17 protein-coding genes are annotated in these 17,087 nt (G+C 70.8%); 3 read left to right on the top strand and 14 right to left on the bottom strand.

The features are described from left to right. Positions 1 to 28 precede the first annotated feature (28 nt). Positions 29 to 976, bottom strand: a complete 948-nt coding sequence (locus tag QZ772_RS16290; protein WP_295528397.1) for a helix-turn-helix domain-containing protein — start codon at positions 974 to 976, stop codon at positions 29 to 31. Positions 977 to 1,090: 114 nt separating this feature from the next. Between QZ772_RS16290 and QZ772_RS16285 the strand changes: the two genes are divergently transcribed. The 3 genes from QZ772_RS16285 to QZ772_RS16275 are packed head-to-tail and all read left to right on the top strand — an operon-like array spanning position 1,091 to position 4,103. After that, positions 1,091 to 1,891: an SDR family oxidoreductase gene (locus QZ772_RS16285; RefSeq protein WP_295528393.1), complete on the top strand. Its 801-nt coding sequence runs from the start codon at positions 1,091 to 1,093 to the stop codon at positions 1,889 to 1,891. Positions 1,892 to 1,925: 34 nt separating this feature from the next. After that, complete coding sequence (locus QZ772_RS16280) at positions 1,926 to 2,930, top strand: aldo/keto reductase (RefSeq protein WP_295528402.1); 1,005 nt, start codon at positions 1,926 to 1,928, stop codon at positions 2,928 to 2,930. Between the two features lie 39 nt (positions 2,931 to 2,969). Next, positions 2,970 to 4,103, top strand: a complete 1,134-nt coding sequence (locus QZ772_RS16275; protein WP_295528391.1) for a thiolase family protein — start codon at positions 2,970 to 2,972, stop codon at positions 4,101 to 4,103. 68 nt (positions 4,104 to 4,171) lie between these two features. On the opposite strand, the gene QZ772_RS16270 is transcribed toward QZ772_RS16275, so the two are convergent. The 13 genes from QZ772_RS16270 to QZ772_RS16210 all read right to left on the bottom strand — a co-directional run bounded on the left by QZ772_RS16270 (position 4,172) and on the right by QZ772_RS16210 (position 17,014). Continuing rightward, positions 4,172 to 4,906, bottom strand: a complete 735-nt coding sequence (locus tag QZ772_RS16270; RefSeq protein ID WP_295528389.1) for a GntR family transcriptional regulator — start codon at positions 4,904 to 4,906, stop codon at positions 4,172 to 4,174. 18 nt (positions 4,907 to 4,924) lie between these two features. Then, a complete protein-coding gene (locus QZ772_RS16265; RefSeq protein ID WP_295528387.1) occupies positions 4,925 to 5,596 on the bottom strand; it encodes an isochorismatase family cysteine hydrolase in 672 nt (223 codons plus the stop codon). Positions 5,597 to 5,750: 154 nt separating this feature from the next. Further along, a complete protein-coding gene (locus tag QZ772_RS16260; protein WP_295528384.1) occupies positions 5,751 to 7,319 on the bottom strand; it encodes an ABC transporter ATP-binding protein in 1,569 nt (522 codons plus the stop codon). Further along, positions 7,316 to 8,038: an isochorismatase family cysteine hydrolase gene (locus tag QZ772_RS16255; protein ID WP_295528381.1), complete on the bottom strand. Its 723-nt coding sequence runs from the start codon at positions 8,036 to 8,038 to the stop codon at positions 7,316 to 7,318. The genes QZ772_RS16260 and QZ772_RS16255 overlap by 4 nt, the downstream gene beginning before the upstream one ends. 4 nt (positions 8,039 to 8,042) lie before the next feature. Beyond that, positions 8,043 to 9,107 carry a formamidase gene (locus tag QZ772_RS16250; protein ID WP_295528378.1) on the bottom strand — a complete coding sequence of 355 codons (1,065 nt, stop codon included), beginning with the start codon at positions 9,105 to 9,107 and terminating at the stop codon, positions 8,043 to 8,045. Positions 9,108 to 9,135: 28 nt separating this feature from the next. After that, positions 9,136 to 10,053 carry an ABC transporter permease gene (locus QZ772_RS16245; RefSeq protein ID WP_295528375.1) on the bottom strand — a complete coding sequence of 306 codons (918 nt, stop codon included), beginning with the start codon at positions 10,051 to 10,053 and terminating at the stop codon, positions 9,136 to 9,138. After that, positions 10,050 to 11,132 carry an ABC transporter permease gene (locus QZ772_RS16240; protein ID WP_295528372.1) on the bottom strand — a complete coding sequence of 361 codons (1,083 nt, stop codon included), beginning with the start codon at positions 11,130 to 11,132 and terminating at the stop codon, positions 10,050 to 10,052. The genes QZ772_RS16245 and QZ772_RS16240 overlap by 4 nt, the downstream gene beginning before the upstream one ends. A 31-nt stretch (positions 11,133 to 11,163) precedes the next feature. Continuing rightward, positions 11,164 to 12,264 (bottom strand): BMP family ABC transporter substrate-binding protein, encoded by a 1,101-nt coding sequence (locus QZ772_RS16235; protein WP_294366581.1) that lies wholly within the window; start codon positions 12,262 to 12,264, stop codon positions 11,164 to 11,166. A 49-nt stretch (positions 12,265 to 12,313) separates the two neighbouring features. After that, on the bottom strand, positions 12,314 to 13,732 hold the full coding sequence (locus tag QZ772_RS16230; RefSeq protein ID WP_295528369.1) for an AtzE family amidohydrolase: 1,419 nt from the start codon (positions 13,730 to 13,732) through the stop codon (positions 12,314 to 12,316). A gap of 232 nt (positions 13,733 to 13,964) precedes the next feature. Continuing rightward, the gene (locus QZ772_RS16225) at positions 13,965 to 14,168 is read right to left on the bottom strand and encodes an AtzG-like protein (protein ID WP_295528366.1); all 204 of its coding nucleotides are present in this window, start codon (positions 14,166 to 14,168) and stop codon (positions 13,965 to 13,967) included. 193 nt (positions 14,169 to 14,361) lie between these two features. Further along, on the bottom strand, positions 14,362 to 15,183 hold the full coding sequence (locus tag QZ772_RS16220) for an ABC transporter ATP-binding protein (RefSeq protein WP_295528364.1): 822 nt from the start codon (positions 15,181 to 15,183) through the stop codon (positions 14,362 to 14,364). Further along, positions 15,180 to 16,010, bottom strand: coding sequence for an ABC transporter permease (locus QZ772_RS16215; protein ID WP_295528361.1), 831 nt, complete (start codon positions 16,008 to 16,010; stop codon positions 15,180 to 15,182). The genes QZ772_RS16220 and QZ772_RS16215 overlap by 4 nt, the downstream gene beginning before the upstream one ends. 5 nt (positions 16,011 to 16,015) lie before the next feature. Further along, entirely contained in the window at positions 16,016 to 17,014 is a 999-nt protein-coding gene (locus QZ772_RS16210) for an ABC transporter substrate-binding protein (protein WP_295528358.1), read from the bottom strand. Between the last annotated feature and the right edge of the window lie 73 nt (positions 17,015 to 17,087).

The following is a 17,087-nucleotide window of genomic DNA, read 5'->3' as shown; positions in this document are numbered from 1 at the left end:
CCGGCGGCGGTTTCTGAAGACCCAGGGTTCAGGCCAGGCGGCGGGCATCGCGGCAGATCATCTGCGGCGGTACGCCGAAGCCGCGCATGAACACCTCGCGCAGATGGCGCGCGTCGCGAAAGCCCGTCTCGCGCGCCACCACTTCCAGCGGATGGCGGCTGCGCTCCACCATCAGCCGCGCCGACTCCAGCCGCAACTGCTCCACCGCCTTGGCAGGCGACTGGCCGGTCTCGGCGGCGAAGACGCGGCTGAACTGCCGCGGACTGAGGTGCGCCACCTCGGCCAGCTGCTCGACGCCCAGCGGCGCGGTCAGGTGCGCGCGGGCGTATTCCAGCGCCTGCTGGATTCGGTCGGACTTGGGGGCGAGGCGCAGCAGCTCCGAATGCTGCGACTGCCCGCCAGAGCGACGCTGCGGCATCACCAGGCCGCGGGCCACGCTGCCGGCCGCATCGCTGCCCAGGTCCTTCTCGACCAGGCCCAGGGCCAGGTCCAGCTCGGCCGTCATGCCGGCCGAGGTCCAGAGGGCCCCGTCGGTGATGAAGATGCGGTCGGGCTCCACCTGGATCAAGGGATGGCGCTTTTGCAGCGCATCGGTCCAGGCCCAGTGGGTGGTGGCGCGGCGCTGGTCCAGCAGGCCGGCATCGGCCAGCAGGAAGGCGCCGGTGCACAGGCCCGCTGTGCGACGCGCGCGACCGGCGGCGCGGCCGAGCGCCCGCACCAGTGCAGGCGCCGCACCTGCATCCACCGGATCGAGCGTGCCGGCCACCAGCCAGGTGTCGACGGCGGTGCGGGCGGACAGCGGCCGGCTCATCACGCGCGTGCCGGCGGACGTCCGCACCTCGCCGCCGGCCAGCGAATAGTTCTCGACGCTGTAGACCCGCTCGCGGGCGGCCAAGTTGGCGAACTCGAACACGGCCTGAGTGGCCAGGGCCATGACCTGGAAACCGTCGGGCAGCAGGTAGCCGATGCGCAGCATGGTGTCTTCTTGTCGATGTCTTGAATCATGTCTTTATACGTCATTTGAGACATTCGCCGCCCGTCGCATCATTCGTCCATGCCGCCTGTCCGGCGGGCTCACAGGACCCTCACCATGACTTCCATCGCTTCCGGCACCGCCCTCGTCACGGGCGCCTCTTCCGGCATCGGCGCGCTGTACGCCGACCGCCTGGCCCGCCGCGGCCACGACCTGATCCTCGTCGCCCGCGACCGCGAGCGGCTCAACGCACTGGCGCGCGACATCACGAGCCGCACCGGCCGCAATGTGGAGGTGCTGGCCGCCGACCTGACCGACGCGGCCTCGCTGGCCACCGTGGAAGCCAAGCTGCGCCAGGACGCCAGCATCCGCCTGCTGGTCAACAACGCCGGCATCGGCACCCACACCCCGCTGCTGGACAGCGAGGTGGAGGCCATGACGCGCATGGTGGCGCTGAACGTCACCGCGCCGATGCGCCTGGCTTATGCGGCGGTGCCCGGCTTCGTGGCCCGCGGCGGCGGCACGGTGATCAACATCGCCTCCATCGTGGCAGTGGCGCCCGAGATCCTCAACGGCGTGTACGGCGGCACCAAGGCCTTCGTGCTGGCCTTCAGCCAGTCGCTGCAGCACGAACTGGGCGCCAAGGGCCTGCGCGTGCAGGCAGTGCTGCCCGGCGCCACCGCCACCGACTTCTGGGCCACCGGCGGCCTGCCGGTCGAGAACCTGGACGCCCGCATCGTGATGCGCGCCGAAGACATGGTCGACGCCGCCCTCGTCGGCCTGGACCGAGGCGAGACCGTCACCCTGCCCTCGCTGCACGCCGCAGAGGCCTGGGACGCGTACGAAGCCGCCCGCCTTGCGATGGCCCCGCAGCTGTCGAGCAACACGCCAGCGCCGCGCTACCTCGCGCTGCACTGAAACCCGACCCGGGACAGGAGACCCCCCCATGCAGATGCAGCAACTCCCCTTCGGCCGTACCGGCCTGCGGCTTTCCCGGCTGGCACTGGGCACCGCCAACTTTGGCCAGCGCTGGGGCCACGGCGCGGACGCCGAGCAGAGCGCCGCCCTGCTCGACGCCTATGCCGAGGCCGGCGGCAACGTCATCGACACGGCCGACGTCTACCAGTTCGGCCAATCCGAGGAGATCCTGGGCGGCCTGCTGGCCGGGCGCCGCGACGAGTTCTTCCTCGCCACCAAATTCAGCAATGGCGCGTCGCCGAAGGCCGGCCCGCTGGTCACCGGCAACAGCCGGCGCGCCATGGTGGCGTCGGTGGAAGCCAGCCTGCAGCGACTGAAGACCGACCGCATCGACCTGTACTGGGTGCACCACCCCGACGGTGTCACGCCGTCGGAGGAGATCGTGCGCGGCCTGGACGACATGGCGCGTGCCGGCAAGATCGTCTACGCGGGCCTGTCCAACTTTCCCGCCTGGCGCGTGGGCCGCGCAGTCACGCTGGCCGAGCTGAGCGGCGCCCTGCCCATCGCCGCGCTGCAGTTCGAGTACAGCCTGGTGCACCGCGCGCCCGAGTCCGACCTGCTGCCCGCCGCCCAGGCGCTGGGCCTGGCCGCCGTCACCTGGTCGCCGCTGGGCGGCGGCATGCTCACCGGCAAGTACCGCCAGGGCGAACGGGGACGGGCCGAGGCGCTGGGCGGCAAGGTGTTCCAGGCCGAGAACTCCGCGGAGCGCACGGCCCTGCTCGATGCCGTGCTGGCCGTGGCCGCCGAACTGGGGGCCACGCCCGACCAGGTCGCCATCGCCTGGCTGCTGACCCGGGACGTGCAGCCGCTGCTGGGGCCGCGCACGCTGGGCCAACTGCAATCCAACCTGGGCGCGCTGCAGGTCGTTCTCTCGGCCGAGCAGCGCAGCCGACTCGACGCCGCCAGCGCGCCGCGCACCGCCGCATCCGCCCCTGCGGCGGCAGCGGCCTTCACGCCTCCCGCCACGCCGGTGGCCTGAACGCCGGCACGCCCCAAAACCGACAAGCCAGGAGATCCCATGAAAGCCGTCATCGCCGCCTATGCGCGCTCCCCTTTCCATTTCGCCCGCAAGGGCCGCCTGGCCGAGGTGCGGCCGGACACGCTGGCCGCCACCGTGGTGCAGGGCCTGCTGCAGCGCACCGGGCTGGACCCCGCGTTGCTGGAGGACGTGATCCTCGGCTGCGCCTATCCCGAGGCCGCGCAGGGCAACAACCTTGCGCGCATCGTCGGCCTGCTGGCCGGCCTGCCGCACGAGGTCGGCGGCATGACGGTCAACCGCTTCTGCGGCTCGTCGATGCAGGCGGTGCACATCGCCGCCGCACAGATCGAGGCCGGCATCGGCGACGCCTACCTGTGCGTGGGCGTGGAGTCGATGACCATGGTGCCGCAGGGCGGCTTCAACTTCTCGGCGCATCCCGGACTGCTTGCGGACACCGATGCCTACATCTCCATGGGCGAGACGGCCGAGAACGTGGCCGTGCGCTGGGGCGTGATCCGCGCCGACCAGGAGGCGCTGGCCGTGCAGTCGCACCGCAAGGCCGCCGAGGCGCGCGAGGCCGGCCGGCTCACGCAGGAGATCGTGCCCATCGCGCTGCCCGACGGCAGCATCGTCGACAGCGACGGCTGCATCCGCCCCGCCACCTCGGCCGAGGCGCTGGCGGCGCTCAAGCCGGCCTTCCGGCCCGATGGGGTGGTGACGGCCGGCACCTCGTCGCCGCTCACGGACGGCGCCGCGGCGGTGCTGGTCACGCGCGACGACTTCGCCGAGCGCCACGGCCTGGCCGCGCTGGCGCGCATCCGCAGCTTCGCCACCGTCGGCGTGGACCCGGCCATCATGGGCATCGGCCCGATCCCCGCCACGCGCAAGGCGCTGGCTCGCGCCGGCCTGCAGGTTGCCGACCTCGACGTGGTGGAGATCAACGAGGCCTTCTCCTCGCAGGCGCTGGCCTGCATCCGCGACCTCGGGCTGGACATGGCCACGGTCAACCTCGACGGCGGCGGCCTGGCCATCGGCCATCCGCTGGGCGCGACCGGCGCGCGCATCACCGGCAAGGCGGCGGCGCTGCTGGCGCGCGAGGGCGGCCGCTATGCGCTGGCGACGCAGTGCATCGGCGGCGGCCAGGGCATCGCGACCGTGCTGGAACGCGTCTGAGGAGAAGCTTCGGGCTTTCGAGGCGCGCCCGCGACGACGGGCGGCCGATGGCGTAGTGGCAGCAGCGCTCAGCCGCCCTGCTGCCGCGCCAGGTAGACCTGGTGCAGCGTGATCTTGCGCACCTCGGACTGGCTGGTCTCGATGTGGGCGCGAAGCATCATCGCGGCCTGGTCGCCGCGGTTGGCCCGCACGGCCTTGAGGATCTTGGCGTGCTCGTCGTAGGTGGCCTCGATGCGCGGCTGCTGCGTGAAGTCGAGCCGGCGGATGATGCGGATGCGGTCGGTCACCTCGCGGTGCACGCGCGCCATCTCGGCATTGCCGGCGGCGGCCACCAGCTGGCAATGGAAGTCCTCGTCCCAGCGGGCCACCTGCGCGGCGTCGCGGCTGCGCTGCTCGGCAGGCACCAGCCAGATGGCGGCCAGGGCGTCGAGTTGCGCCCGGTCCACCGCGCGGCCCGACTCGCACAGGCGATGCACGGCCGTGGTCTCCAGCACCATGCGCAGGTCGTAGAGCTGCTCGAACTGCTGGAAGTCGAAGGGCAGCACGCGCCAGCCGGCGCGGAACAGCACCTCGACATAGCCTTCCTGCTGCAGCCGGATCAGCGCCTGGCGCACCGGCGTGCGCGAGACGCCCAGCCGGTCGCAGATCTCGTTCTCGGTGAAGCGGTCGCCGGGCACCAGGCGGAAGTCGGCGATGTCGTGCTTGAGCTGGTCGTAGACCTCATCGGCACGCGAGCGGAAGGGAAGCTCCGCCTCGGCGGGAGCGGCTTTCTTGGAACGGGCGGGAGCGGCGACAGGCACCATCGGATCGTAGCGGGCCGCTCAGCTCCCTGCCGCTGTCAGGGCCGCCATCAACTGCGGCCCGGTCGCGGTCCAGCCGACGATGGCGCCCTGCGCGCGGATCATCTCCACCGCCGCGGCCTTGAACTGGGGGAAGTAGCTTTCGGTGCAGTCCTCCAGCAGCAGGCAGTCATAGCCGCGGTCGTTGGCCTCGCGCATGCTCGTCTGCACGCAGACCTCGGTGGTCACGCCGCCGAAGACGAGGTGCGTGATGCCGCGGGCTTGCAGCAGCTCGTGCAGGCCGGTGGCATAGAAGGCGCCCTTGCCGGGTTTGTCGATGACCCATTCGCCCGCGATGGGTGCGAGCGCGTCGATGATCTGGTTGCCCGGCTCGCCGGCCACCAGGATGCGGCCCATGGGGCCTTCGTCGCCGATGCGCAGCGACGGGGCGCCCCGCAGTCGCTTGGCGGGCGGGCAGTCCGACAGGTCGGGCAGATGCGCCTCGCGCGTGTGCACGACCAGGCCGCCGGCCTGGCGCCAAGCAGCCAGCACGGCCTGCGTGGCGGGCACGATGGCCGCCAGCAGCGACACGTCGTTGCCCAGCGTCTCGCCGAAACCGCCGGGCTCGATGAAGTCGCGCTGCATGTCGATCAGCACCAGGGCCGTGCTGGCCAGGTCGAAGTCGTAGGCGAAGGGCTGGGCGTCGATCCTCATCGGAATCCTTCCTGCCGCTGGCAAGCAGCGGCGAAACATGCGGAGCAGGCCGGGCGGGAACATCCGCGGAACCGGCTCCGCCGGGCCGCTGGATGTGCCCCCTTGAAGGGGGTAGTCGGAGCGGAACGAAGTCCGCGAAGACTGGGGGTGGGCATCAATGTCCACCGCCCATGTGGGCACCCAGGACATGGCGGTCGGCGGATGCGGCGGGGGTTTCGTACACGATGCGGCCTTCGCTCATCACCACGATGCGATCCGACAGGGCCAGCAGCTCGTCCAGGTCCTCGCTCACCAGCAGCACGGCGCCGCCGCGTTCGCGCACCTGCACGATGCGGGCATGGATCTCGGCCACGGCCGCGAAGTCCAGGCCGAAGACCGGGTTGGCGGCGATCAGCACCTGGATGTCGCCGGCCAGCTCGCGCGCCAGCACGGCCCGCTGCACATTGCCGCCCGACAGGCTGCCGATGGGCGCGCGCTCGCCGCGGGTCTTGATGCCGTACTCGGCGATCCACTGCCGCGCCCGCGCGCGCCAGCGGCCGAAGCGCAGCACGCCGCCGGCCGCCAGCGGGGGCTGGTCGAAGTCGCGCAGGGCCATGTTCTCGGCCACGCTCAGGCCCGCGACGCAGGCATTGCGCAGCGGCTCCTCGGGCAGGCTGCGCACCCGCAGGCGACGGTTGTCGACGCGGCTGGCGCGGTAGGGCTGGCCACCCACGCGCACGCGGCCCGCACTGCGCGGCCGCTGGCCGACCAGGGCCTCGACCAGCTCGCGCTGGCCGTTGCCCGAGACGCCGGCCACGCCCAGGATCTCGCCTGGCCGCACCTGCAGGCTGAGCGACTGCACGGCCGGCGTGCCGCGGTCGCCCGGCGCGGACAGCGCCTCGACCTCCAGCGCCGGCGCAGCACTGGCCACGACGGGCGTGCGCGGGGTGGCATCGCTCGCGCCCTCGCTCGCCTCGTCGGGTGTGGCGCCTGCACCCATCATGGCCTGGGCCAGCCGGGTCGGGTCGGTGTCACGCACCGCGGCATGGTGCACCGCGCGGCCGCGGCGCAGCACGGTCACGGCGTCGGCATAGGCCATCACCTCGCGGAACTTGTGCGTGATGATGAGCACGGTGCAATGCCCGCCCTGCGCGAAGGCGCGCACATGGCCCAGCACCTCGTCGGCCTCCTGCGGCGTGAGCACCGAGGTGGGCTCGTCCAGGATCAAGAGGCGCGGCTTGAGGTACAGCTGTTTGAGCAGCTCCAGCTTCTGCTTCTCGCCCGCGGCCAGCTGCGAGGGCCGCGCGTCCAGGTCGAGCCGGAAGGGCGTGGTCGCCAGGAATGCCTGCAGCTCGGCGCGCTTGGCCTTCCAGTCGATCAGCGTGGGCACCTGGCCGCCGGCGAGCAGCAGGTTCTCGGCCACGGTCATGCCCGGTGCCAGGGTGAAGTGCTGGTAGACCATGCCGATGCCCAGCTGCCGCGCCACCACCGGGTTGGCGATGGCCTGCTCGCGGCCGTCGATGAGGATGCTGCCTTCCTCGGGCCGCTGGAAGCCGGCCACGCACTTGACCAGCGTGCTCTTGCCGGCGCCGTTCTCGCCCAGCAGCGCATGCACGCTGCCGGGGGCGACCTGCATGCTCACGCGGTCCATGGCGGTGAAGTCGCCGAAGCGCTTGGTGAGCTCCAGCGTGTCCAGCGCGAGCGCGCCCTGGGCGCGCGGATGGGGGGTGACGGGCGCGATCATGGGGCCAGCGCCTCGATCAGCGCGGTCGACGGCGCATGCGCACCGAACACCCCGCCCTGCATGGTGATCATCTTGAGCGCTGCCGCATGGTTGCCCGGATCGGTGGCAGCGGTGCAGTCCGACAGCAGCAGGCATTCGAAGCCGCGGTCGTTGGCGTCGCGCATGGTCGTGTGCACGCAGACGTCGGTGGTGATGCCGGCCAGCACCAGGTTGCGGATGCCGCGGGTGCGCAGGATCATCTCCAGGTCGGTGGCATAGAAGGAGCCCTTGCCGGGCTTGTCGATCACCACCTCGCCCTCTATCGGCGCCAGCTCGGGAATGATCTCCCAGCCCGGCTCGCCGCGGATCAGGATGCGGCCGCACGGCCCGTCGTCGCCGATGCCCACGCCGCCTTCGCCGATCTGGCGCGAGCGCCAACGCTTGTTGGCCGGCAGGTCCGACAGGTCGGGCCGGTGGCCTTCGCGGGTGTGGATGATGGTGTAGCCCAGCGGACGCATCACGGCCAGCAGGCGGCGGATGGGTGCGATCGGCGCCTGCGTGAGCGAGATGTCGTAGCCCATCACGTCCACATAGCCGCCCTTGCCGCAGAAGTCGGTCTGCATGTCGATGACGATGAGCGCCGTGTTGTCGGGGCGCAGGTCGCCGTCGTAGGGCCAGCGGTAGGGTTCGGCGGCCGCGAAGCGCGGCGCGGCGGCAGTGGGGGAGGTGGTGGCGTCCATGGTGTCAGTCCAGGGTCTTGAGTCGCTCTTTGTCGGGCACCGGCGGCGTGGGCGCCGGCACCAGCGGATGAGTGCCCGCACCGCCATAGAAGCGCACCGGCGGCGCGAAGCCGAAGCCGCTGCCGTCGGTGACCTGCACCTTGTCGCTCCAGGGCAACTGGTAGCGGCCGGCCGCCATGTCGTGCATGTAGGTGTAGGGACAGTCCTGCGCGCCGCCCTTCACCGCCACGTAGCCGCGGTGATAGAGCTGGTAGATGTTGTTCTCCACGCCCCAGCCGGTACGTGCCTCGCGCACCAGGTCGGGCCGCAGCTCGGCGGTGATGATCTCGTCGGGGCGGCCGCCGCCTTCCACCATCACGGTGCCGTCGAAGCTGCAGAACATGCCCTCGCCCATGGAGTCGAAGGTGCCGTCGCTGCCGCACATGCAGACGCTGGCGGTGTAGGCCAGGTTGCAGAAGGCATTGGCCTGGTTGGTGATCTTCCAGGCATGGCGGATCGGCGCGGTGTAGCCGGCCGTGCGCAGGATGATCTCGGCGCCCTTGTACGCGGCCTCGCGCGCCATCTCCGGGAACATGCCGTCGTGGCAGATGATGAGCGCGAGCTTGCTGCCGTTGGGGCCGTCGCACACGGGCACGCCCAGGTTGCCCGGCTCCCAGGGCTCCACCGGCACCCAGGGATGCAGCTTGCGGTAGTACAGGCGGATGGCGCCCTGGTCGTCGATGACCAGGCCGCTGTTGTAGGGGTTGCCATCGGGGTTGGCCTCCATGATGGAGAAGCAGCCCCAGATGCGGTGCTCGACGCAGGCGGCGCGGAAGGCCGCCACCTCGGGGCCATCGAGGCTGCACATGATCTCGGGGTTGGTGTCCATCGAGAGGCCGTGCAGCGAATACTCCGGAAAGACCACCAGGTCCATGGTCTGCTGGTTGCGGCGGGCCTTGCCCACCAGCTCGCAGATGCGCTGCGTCTGCGCCGCCAGTTGATCGCGCGTGGCGACCACCGGCAGCTGCAGCTGCACCAGGCCCACCACCACGCCGTTGGCCGATTTGTTCAGACCGCCGAGTCCGCTCATCGATGACTCCTTGTGTTTGCGCCGCCCGTCACTTGGCCGACAGCTCGCCCGGACTGCCCGCCGCCACCTGCCCGGGCCGGCACGAGGCCACCAGGATCAGCAGCGTGAGCACATAGGGCACGGTGTTGAAGAGGTGGTAGCCCCAGCCGATGCCGATGGACTGCAGCGCCGGCCCCACGGCCCCCGCGCCGCCGAAGAGCAGCGCCGCGCCCACGCAGCGCAGCGGGCTCCAGCGCGCGAAGATCACCAGCGCCACGGCGATCAGGCCCTGGCCGCTGGAGATGCCTTCGTTCCAGCTGCCCGGGTAGAACAGCGTGAGCGAGGCGCCGCCGAGCCCCGCGATGGCGCCACCCGCCGTGGTGGCCGCGATGCGCAGCGCCGACACCGAGTAGCCCAGCGCCCGTGCCGCATCGGCCGAGTCGCCCGCCAGCCGCACCAGCAGCCCAGCGCGCGTGCGTGCAAAGCCCCACCACAGCAGGCCGGCGAGCAGCAGGCCCAGCGGCACGAGCGCATTCACCTGGAGGGCCGCGCGCACCGCCGAATTGCTGCTCCAGTCGCCCAGCGGCAGCGCCGGAATCTGCGGTGCCTGCGGCTGGATCAGCGGCTTGCCCAGGTAGAAGGCCAGGCCCGTGCCGAGCAGCATCAGCGCGATGCCGGTGGCCACGTCGTTGACGCCGCGCAGCGAGCACAGCAGCCCGTGCAGCAGCGCCAGCAGCGCGCCGGCCACCGCGCCGGCCAGCACGCCCAGCCAGGCCGAGCCGGTGAGGTACGCGCCGCCGAAGGCCGCCATGGCCGAGAGCACCAGCACGCCTTCGAGCCCCAGGTTGATGCGGCCCGACTTCTCGGTCAGGCACTCGCCCAGGCTCACGAAGAGGAAGGGCGTGCCCACGCGCAGCGCCCCGCCCACGATGGCGGCGACGAAGGCGGTCATCATCTCGGCGGTCATGGTTGCGCCTCCTTGAGGGCCGGCGCCGGCTTGTCGCTGCGCAGCCGGCGCAATGGCGTGAGCCAGTCGCGCCCGCGCAGCGCCTCGCTGGCCAGGATGAGCACGAAGGCGATGCCCTGCAGCACCAGCACCGACGCATCGGGCAGGCCCAGCCGGCGCTGCAGCAGGCTGCCCGCCGCGCCGAAGCCGCCGAAGAGGATGGCCACCGGAATCACCGCCAGCGGGTTCTGCCGCGCGATGAAGGCCACCAGGATGCCTGCATAGCCGTAGCCCGCGATCAGCGAGGCATTGGCGTTGGTGTGCACCGCCGCCACCTCCACCGCGCCGGCCAGGCCCGCGCAGGCGCCGCCCAGCGCGCAGGCCAGCAGCACCAGCCGCGTGGCCGGCAGGCCCACCAGCTGCGCGGCCCGCGGATTGCCGCCCACCACGCGGACCGAGAAGCCGGTGGCCGTCCAGCGCAGCCACAGCGCCAGCACCACGCAGGCCGCCACGCCAAGGGCCAGGCCCCAGTGCACGTCGCTGCCTGCGATGCCGCCGATGCGCAGGCCCTCGGCCAGGGCGTTGGTCGAAGGCTTGTTCAGGCTGGCCGGATCCCGCAGGGGCCCTTCGACCAGATGCTTGAACAGGCCGATGGCCACATAGGCCAGCAGCAGGCTGCTGATGGTCTCGTTGATGCCGCGGTACTGGCGCAGCGCCCCCGCCAGCGTGATCCACAGTGCACCGGCCACCATGCCGGCCAGGCAGATCGCCACGGTGCCGGCGATGTTCTCGGGCAGCGCCACCGCATAGGGCAGCGCCGCCGCGGCCAGGCCGCCCAGCACCAGCGCGCCTTCGCCGCCGATGATCACCAGCCCGGCGCGCGCCGGCAGTGCCACGCACAGCGCGGTGAGCATCAGGGGCGCCGCGCGCTGCAGCGTGTTCTGCCACGAGAACCAGCTGCCGAAGGCGCCCTGGTAGAGCACCGCCCACACCTCGGGCGGTGAGCTGCCGGCCGCCACGGCCGCAAAGACGCCGAACAGCGCCACCGCGGCCGCGATGCTGAGCACCGGCAGCGCCAAGTCCTGGCCCATGGATCGCATGGCAGGTCTTCCTTGCAACGAAGGGCCGGCCTCAGACCGAGCCGACCACGCCTTCGACCAGGTAGTTCATCTGCTCGAGCTTGAGGTCGGTCTGCTTCTGCACCTGGCCGGCGGCGATGACTTCCTTGCCCTTGTTGTCCTTGAGCGGGCCCTTGAAGATGTCGAAGCTGCCCGCGATCATCTTGGCCTTGGTGTCGTCGGCCTGCTTCTTGGCAGCGTCGGTCACCATGGGGCCATAGGCCGAGGTCTTGACGTAGCCCTCCTTCAGGCCGCCGCGCAGGAAGTTGGGATGCGGCTTGCCGGCCTGGGCGGCTTCGAGGATGGTCTTGTAGGCGGTGAGCCAGTTCCATTCGGCGCCGGTGAGGTAGGCATTGGGCGCCAGCTTGGCCTGGCTGGCGTGGTAACCGCAGACCATCTTGCCGCGCTTGGCGGCGGTTTCCACCACCACCTTGGGGCCGTCCACGTGCATGGTGAACACGTCGCAGCCCTGGTCGGCCAGGCTGTTGGTGGCCTCGGCCTCCTTCACGGCCATGGACCAGTCGCCGGTGAAGATCACATGGCAGGTGATGCCCGGCTTGACCGAGCGCGCACCCAGCGTGAAGGCGTTGATGTTGCGCAGCACCTGCGGAATGGGCTTGGCGGCCACGAAGGCGATCTTGCCGCTCTTGCTCATGTGGCCGGCGATCACGCCGTTGAGGAACTGGCATTCGTCGATGTAGCCGAAGAAGCTGCCCACGTTCTTGGGGTTCTTCTCGGTCCATAGGCCGCCGCAGTGCGAGAAGCGCACGTCGGGGTACTTGGGCGCCAGCGCCAGGATGTGCGGGTCGAAGTAGCCGAAGGAGGTCGGAAAGAGCAGCGAGGCGCCGTCCTGCTGGATCATGCCGGTCATGGTCTTCTGGACGGCGGCGGTCTCGGGCACGTTCTCTTCCTCGACCACCTTCACACCGGGCAGCTTCTTGAGCTCTGCCGCGGCCTGGGCATGGGCCTGGTTGTAGCCGTAGTCGTCGCGCGGGCCGACGTAGATCACGCCCACGGTCAGGGGCTTCTGGGCCCAGGCCAGGGGGCCCAGGCTGCCGGCGGCGCCAAGGGCGGCCAGGGTCTTGAGGGATTCGCGGCGATTGAAGGCGGTCATGCGAAAAGCTCCAGCGGAAGGTTGGGTGAGGGAAAGGGGGACAACGAATTCAGGGCAGCAGGGCCACGGGCGCCTGCGTGACGCCGGCGGCTTCCAGGGCGGAGGCGGCGCGCAGCGCGAGGTCTTCGCGCCAGGGCGCGGCAATCAGCTGCACGCCCACCGGCAGCGCCGCGTGGGCGCCCCACACGGGCACGGCGCACACCGGCAGGCCGATGCACGAGATGGGCTGCGTAAGCGCGCCGAAGCTGGGCCGCAGCGGCTGGCGGCGGCCATCGAGCTCCAGCCATTCGGTGCCGATGGGCGTGGCCGAACAGGGCGTGGCCGGCGCGAGCAGCAGGTCGAAGTCCTGCATCACCGCGGCCACGGCCTCGGCATAGCGGCGGCGCACCCGCTGGGCGCGCATGACCCAGGCCGCGGGCAGCAGCGCGCCGGCCAGGAAGCGGTCGCGCGACAGCGGCTCGAAGTCCTGCGCACGGCGGCGCAGGTCCGGCAGGTGCAGGGCCGCGCCTTCGGCATTGCTGATCAGGAAGGCGGCGGCGCGGCCGGCCTCGACCAGCGGCAGTTCGACCGTGCCCGCGGCACCCAGGGCCTCGGCCACGCGGGCGACGGCAGCCTGCGCCTCCGGCAGCGCATTGCGCGCGAACCAGCCGCCCAGCACGCCGATGCGCAGGCCGGCGATGCCCTGTGGCAGCGTGCCAATCACCGGCTCGACGGGGCGCTGGGCACAGCCCGGGTCGCCGGGGGCGCCGTCTTCCGGGCCCTGCATCGCGTCGTAGGCCAGGGCCAGGTCGCGCACCGAGCGGGCGAAGGGGCCCAGGTGGTCCAGGCTGCTGACGAAGGGATAGCTGCCGGTGCGCGGCAGCCGGCCGAAGGTGGGCTTGAGGCCGTACACACCGCACAGCGAGGCCGGCACGCGGATGGAGCCGTTGGTGTCCGAGCCCAGCGTGATCGGCACCTGCCCGGCCGCCACCGCGGCGCCGCTGCCGCCGGAGGAGCCACCGGCGATGCGCGACAGGTCGTGCGGGTTGCGCGTGGGGCCCTCGTGCGAGTTCTCGGTGGTGAAGCCGTAGGCGTACTCGTCCATGTTGAGCGCGCCCACCAGCACGGCGCCGGCGGCTTCGAGGCGGCGCAGCAGCAGGGCGTCGGCGCTGGCGGGCGGCGCCTCGCGCTCGATCTTCGAGCCGGCCAGCGTGGGCAGGCCGGCGACGTCGAACAGGTTCTTCACCGCCACCGGCACGCCGGCCAGCGGCAGCGCGGCGCGGGCCTCAGCGGGCAGCGCGTCGATCGCGGCGGCGCGCTGCAGGGCGCGCTCGCGCGTCACGGCGGTGAAGGCGTTGACGCGGTCCTCGGTGGCGGCGATGCGGTCCAGGGCGGACTGCAACACGGCAGTGGCGCTGGCCGTGCCTGCGTGCACCGCGGCGGCGATGGTGGCGCCGTCGGCCTCGAACCAGGGCTGGGATCCGTTCATCGCGCTTCTCCTGGCACGGCACCACGCCCTTCGACAAGCTCAGGGCAAGCGGGGGCAAGGCCGTCAGCCTTGCCGTCGCCGGTCGCCACTGCTTGGCCACTCCACAACCGTTCGGGCTGAGCCTGTCGAAGCCGGGGCGCGACGACGGCCTGCGCGCCGTTCTGCCCTTCGACAGGCTCAGGGCGAACGGAATTGGCGCAACGCATCGTCCGCGATGACCTGGCTGCCGCGCTCATGACTGCGCTCCCGGCGCCACCGGCTCGAAGCGCAGCGCCGACTCGTCGTGCGGCGCCAGCGCCACGGCCTCGGTCAGCGCCGCCATGTCGGCAGCGAGCGCGAAGTAGCGCAGCACGCCCGGCCGGTGTTCCGGCGCGAGCGGCAGGTCCAGCGCCGCGGCGGCGGCGTCCACGTAGGTCTCGATCTGTTCGGCATTCATGACAGTGTTCCCCTAGCGTTGCACGTCACCCTCAGAGGTCGGAACCGGTGCGGCGACAGAAATCGAGTGGCCGCGGAGCAGGCCATGCCAGGGCACCCACGGAACTGGCTTTGCCAGGCCGTGGGGTGCGCCCCCCTACAAGCCGAAGGCGCAAGGGAGGGGGGAGCCGCGAAGCGGCATGGGGGGTGCTTCTTCATCGGCGCACTTCGCGCTGGAAGATTTCGAGGCTCCGCTTCTTGGTCGCCACGAAGCTCGGCTGGCTCAGCGTCTCCACGGTGCGCGGGCGCGGATCGTCGTAACGCAAGATCTCGGCCACCCGCGTGGGCCGCTTGGTCAGCAGCAGCACCTCGTCGGCCAGGTACACCGCCTCTTCCAGGTCGTGCGAGACCAGCAGCATGGTGGTGCCGGTCTGCATGAACACCTCCTGCAGCTTCTCGCGGATGAACAGGGTCATCTCGAAGTCCAGCGCCGAGAAGGGCTCGTCCAGGAACAGCACCTCGGGCCCGGGCGCCAGGGCCCGCATGATCGAGGCCGTCTGCTGCTGGCCGCCGGAGAGCTCGTAGGGAAAGCGGTTGAGGTCGAACTTGACGTCGAAGCTGGCCACCAGCTCTTCCATGCGCCGGTCCACCTCGGCCTTGCTGCGGCCTTCCAGCTTGAGCGGATAGGCGATGTTGTCGATGGTGCGCATCCACGGGAACATCGCCTCGCGGTAGTTCTGGAACACGTAGCCGATCTTGGTGTCCTTGAGCGACTTGCCGTCGAACAGGATCTCGCCGCGGTCGATGGGAATCAGCCCCGCGATCATGTTGATCAGCGTGCTCTTGCCGCAGCCGTTGGGCCCGAAGACCGAGACGATCTTGTGCTTGGGGATGTCGAGGTCGAAGTCCTCGTACAGCGGCCAGCCAGCGAAGTACTTCGTCAGCCCGCGGATGGTGATGTGCGTGCCGGCCGGGCCGGGGCGGAACTTCGCTGCCGGGACATCGGCGACGACGGGGGCGTTGAGGACGGCGCTCATCTTCCGCTCCAATGGACGATGCGGCGCTCGATGACCAGGAACAGCACGTTGAGCGCGTAGCCGAGCGCACCCGCCGCCAGGATGCTGGCGTACATGCTCTTCACGTTCAGCACCTGCTGCGAATTGATGATCCGGTTGCCCAGGCCGCTGTCGGCGCCGATGAACATTTCGGCCACGATGACGATCACCAGCGCCATCGACACGGCCGAGCGCAGGCCCACGAAGCTGGGCTGCAGGCTTTCCCACAGCAGCACGTCCTTGAAGATCTGCCATCGCGTGGCGCCCATCACCTTGGCCGCCATCACCCGCTGCTTGCGGGCGTTGATGACACCGTAGGCGCTGTTGAACACCACGATCAGCATGGCGCCGAAGGCGGCGATGGCGACCTTGTTGATGTCCGAGGTGCCGAAGATCATCAGGAACAGCGGGATCAGCGCCGACGACGGCGTGGAACGGAAGAAGTCGATCAGGAACTCCACGCTGCGGTAGGCCTTCTCGTTGCTGCCGAGCAGCACGCCCAGCGGCATGCCGACCGCCGCGGCGATCAAAAAGGCCTGCAGCGTGCGCCACACCGTGACCAGGAAGTCGTTCAGCAGCGGACCGCCCGCCAGGCCGGTGACCAGGGTCTGGAAGGTGGCCAGCGGCGGCGGCAGCAGGATGGGCTTGATGAAGCCCAGCCGCACCACCAGGTCCCACAGCACGAAGAGGGCGAGCGGCCCGATGGCCGGCAGCAGCTTGTTCCACACCGGCGGCCGGGGCAGCGCGGGCGCGACGTCGGTGGTGGGCGGCTTCCAGGCGCCCGCCGCGGCGGAGGATGGCGCGTTCATGGCGCTCAGCCCCGGTAGAGCAGCCCGTCCACGGCCACCTTCTTCTCGAAGATGCCCTTCTCGGTGAACAGGTCGAAGAACTTCTGGAAGTAGGCAATGTCGGCGGGCTTGAACTCGTCGTGCAGCATGTACGAGGCCAGAGGCACCTCGTTGGTGAGCGCGCCCTCGATGGCGGTGTAGCCCTTCATGTACTGCCGCGCCTCGGCCGGGTTGTTGCGCACCAGCTCGATGCCGCGCTTGTAGGCGGCGATGTACTTCTTGGCGACGTCGGGGTTCTTCTTGATGAACTCGGTGGTCAGGCTGGCCGAGCCGCCGTGCCACGGGGCCATCGGGTCGCCCAGGATGTAGTGGGCCACCACGCCGGCTTCGAGCACGCGCGTGGTGCCGTTGAGCCGGCCCACGGTGCCGGTGGGCTCCAGCGTGTAGACGGCGTCGATTTGGCCGGCGGCCAGGGCGGCCACATGCTGGCCGATGGGCAGCTCGGTGACGTTGATCACGCCCGCGCCGGCGCGCTCGAGCATGGTCTTGGCCAGCGTCACGTTCTGGATGCCGGGGCCCGAGGCCACGCGCTTGCCCTTGAGCTCGGCGACGCTCTTGACCGGGCTGTCCTTGGGCACCAGGAACTCCTCCAGCACGTACTTGGCGTTGCTGGGGTTGGTGCAGAAGATCTTGAACAGGCCGGGCTGCGCGATCTCGCCGATGCCCAGATTGGCGCTGCCGGTGCCGTTGGCGCTGCCGTCTGAACGGCCGGAGAGCATGGCCTCCATCACCTGCTGGGCGCCGGCGAACTTGAGCGGCTCCACGTCCAGGCCCGCTTCCTTGAAGTAGCCCTTTTCCACCGCGGCGAAGAAGGGCAGGCCTGCGGCCACCGGCCAGTAGCCGATGCGCAGCTTGGGCCCGCCCTGCGCCCGGACGATGGCGGGCGCGGCCAGTGCGCCGAGGGCGGCACCGCCGGCCTGCAGCACATGGCGGCGGGAGGGACGGAAGGAGGGCGTTGGGCTCATGCGAAGACTCCTGCAGATGAACGAAGCGACAGCAACGAAAGGAGAGGAAGAAGGACAAGAAGGACGGCCGGCT

It is taken from the genome of uncultured Pseudacidovorax sp. (assembly GCF_913773995.1).
Taxonomy (GTDB): domain Bacteria; phylum Pseudomonadota; class Gammaproteobacteria; order Burkholderiales; family Burkholderiaceae_C; genus Xenophilus.
The sequence above is the reverse complement of the archived record's forward strand: the minus strand, read 5'-3'. Positions and strand labels throughout refer to the sequence as shown.

Bases quoted from the DNA above. Each gene is read 5' to 3' on its own strand.
- QZ772_RS16220 (WP_295528364.1), bottom strand. From the start codon at position 15,183: ATGAGCGCCGTCCTCAACGCCCCCGTCGTCGCCGATGTCCCGGCAGCG.
- QZ772_RS16235 (WP_294366581.1), bottom strand. From the start codon at position 12,264: ATGACCGCCTTCAATCGCCGCGAATCCCTCAAGACCCTGGCCGCCCTT.
- QZ772_RS16250 (WP_295528378.1), bottom strand. From the start codon at position 9,107: ATGAGCGGACTCGGCGGTCTGAACAAATCGGCCAACGGCGTGGTGGTG.
- QZ772_RS16230 (WP_295528369.1), bottom strand. From the start codon at position 13,732: ATGAACGGATCCCAGCCCTGGTTCGAGGCCGACGGCGCCACCATCGCC.
- QZ772_RS16225 (WP_295528366.1), bottom strand. From the start codon at position 14,168: ATGAATGCCGAACAGATCGAGACCTACGTGGACGCCGCCGCCGCGGCG.
- QZ772_RS16265 (WP_295528387.1), bottom strand. From the start codon at position 5,596: ATGAGGATCGACGCCCAGCCCTTCGCCTACGACTTCGACCTGGCCAGC.
- QZ772_RS16215 (WP_295528361.1), bottom strand. From the start codon at position 16,010: ATGAACGCGCCATCCTCCGCCGCGGCGGGCGCCTGGAAGCCGCCCACC.
- QZ772_RS16260 (WP_295528384.1), bottom strand. From the start codon at position 7,319: ATGATCGCGCCCGTCACCCCCCATCCGCGCGCCCAGGGCGCGCTCGCG.
- QZ772_RS16285 (WP_295528393.1), top strand. From the start codon at position 1,091: ATGACTTCCATCGCTTCCGGCACCGCCCTCGTCACGGGCGCCTCTTCC.
- QZ772_RS16255 (WP_295528381.1), bottom strand. From the start codon at position 8,038: ATGGACGCCACCACCTCCCCCACTGCCGCCGCGCCGCGCTTCGCGGCC.
- QZ772_RS16245 (WP_295528375.1), bottom strand. From the start codon at position 10,053: ATGACCGCCGAGATGATGACCGCCTTCGTCGCCGCCATCGTGGGCGGG.
- QZ772_RS16280 (WP_295528402.1), top strand. From the start codon at position 1,926: ATGCAGCAACTCCCCTTCGGCCGTACCGGCCTGCGGCTTTCCCGGCTG.
- QZ772_RS16270 (WP_295528389.1), bottom strand. From the start codon at position 4,906: ATGGTGCCTGTCGCCGCTCCCGCCCGTTCCAAGAAAGCCGCTCCCGCC.
- QZ772_RS16240 (WP_295528372.1), bottom strand. From the start codon at position 11,132: ATGCGATCCATGGGCCAGGACTTGGCGCTGCCGGTGCTCAGCATCGCG.
- QZ772_RS16290 (WP_295528397.1), bottom strand. From the start codon at position 976: ATGCTGCGCATCGGCTACCTGCTGCCCGACGGTTTCCAGGTCATGGCC.
- QZ772_RS16210 (WP_295528358.1), bottom strand. From the start codon at position 17,014: ATGAGCCCAACGCCCTCCTTCCGTCCCTCCCGCCGCCATGTGCTGCAG.
- QZ772_RS16275 (WP_295528391.1), top strand. From the start codon at position 2,970: ATGAAAGCCGTCATCGCCGCCTATGCGCGCTCCCCTTTCCATTTCGCC.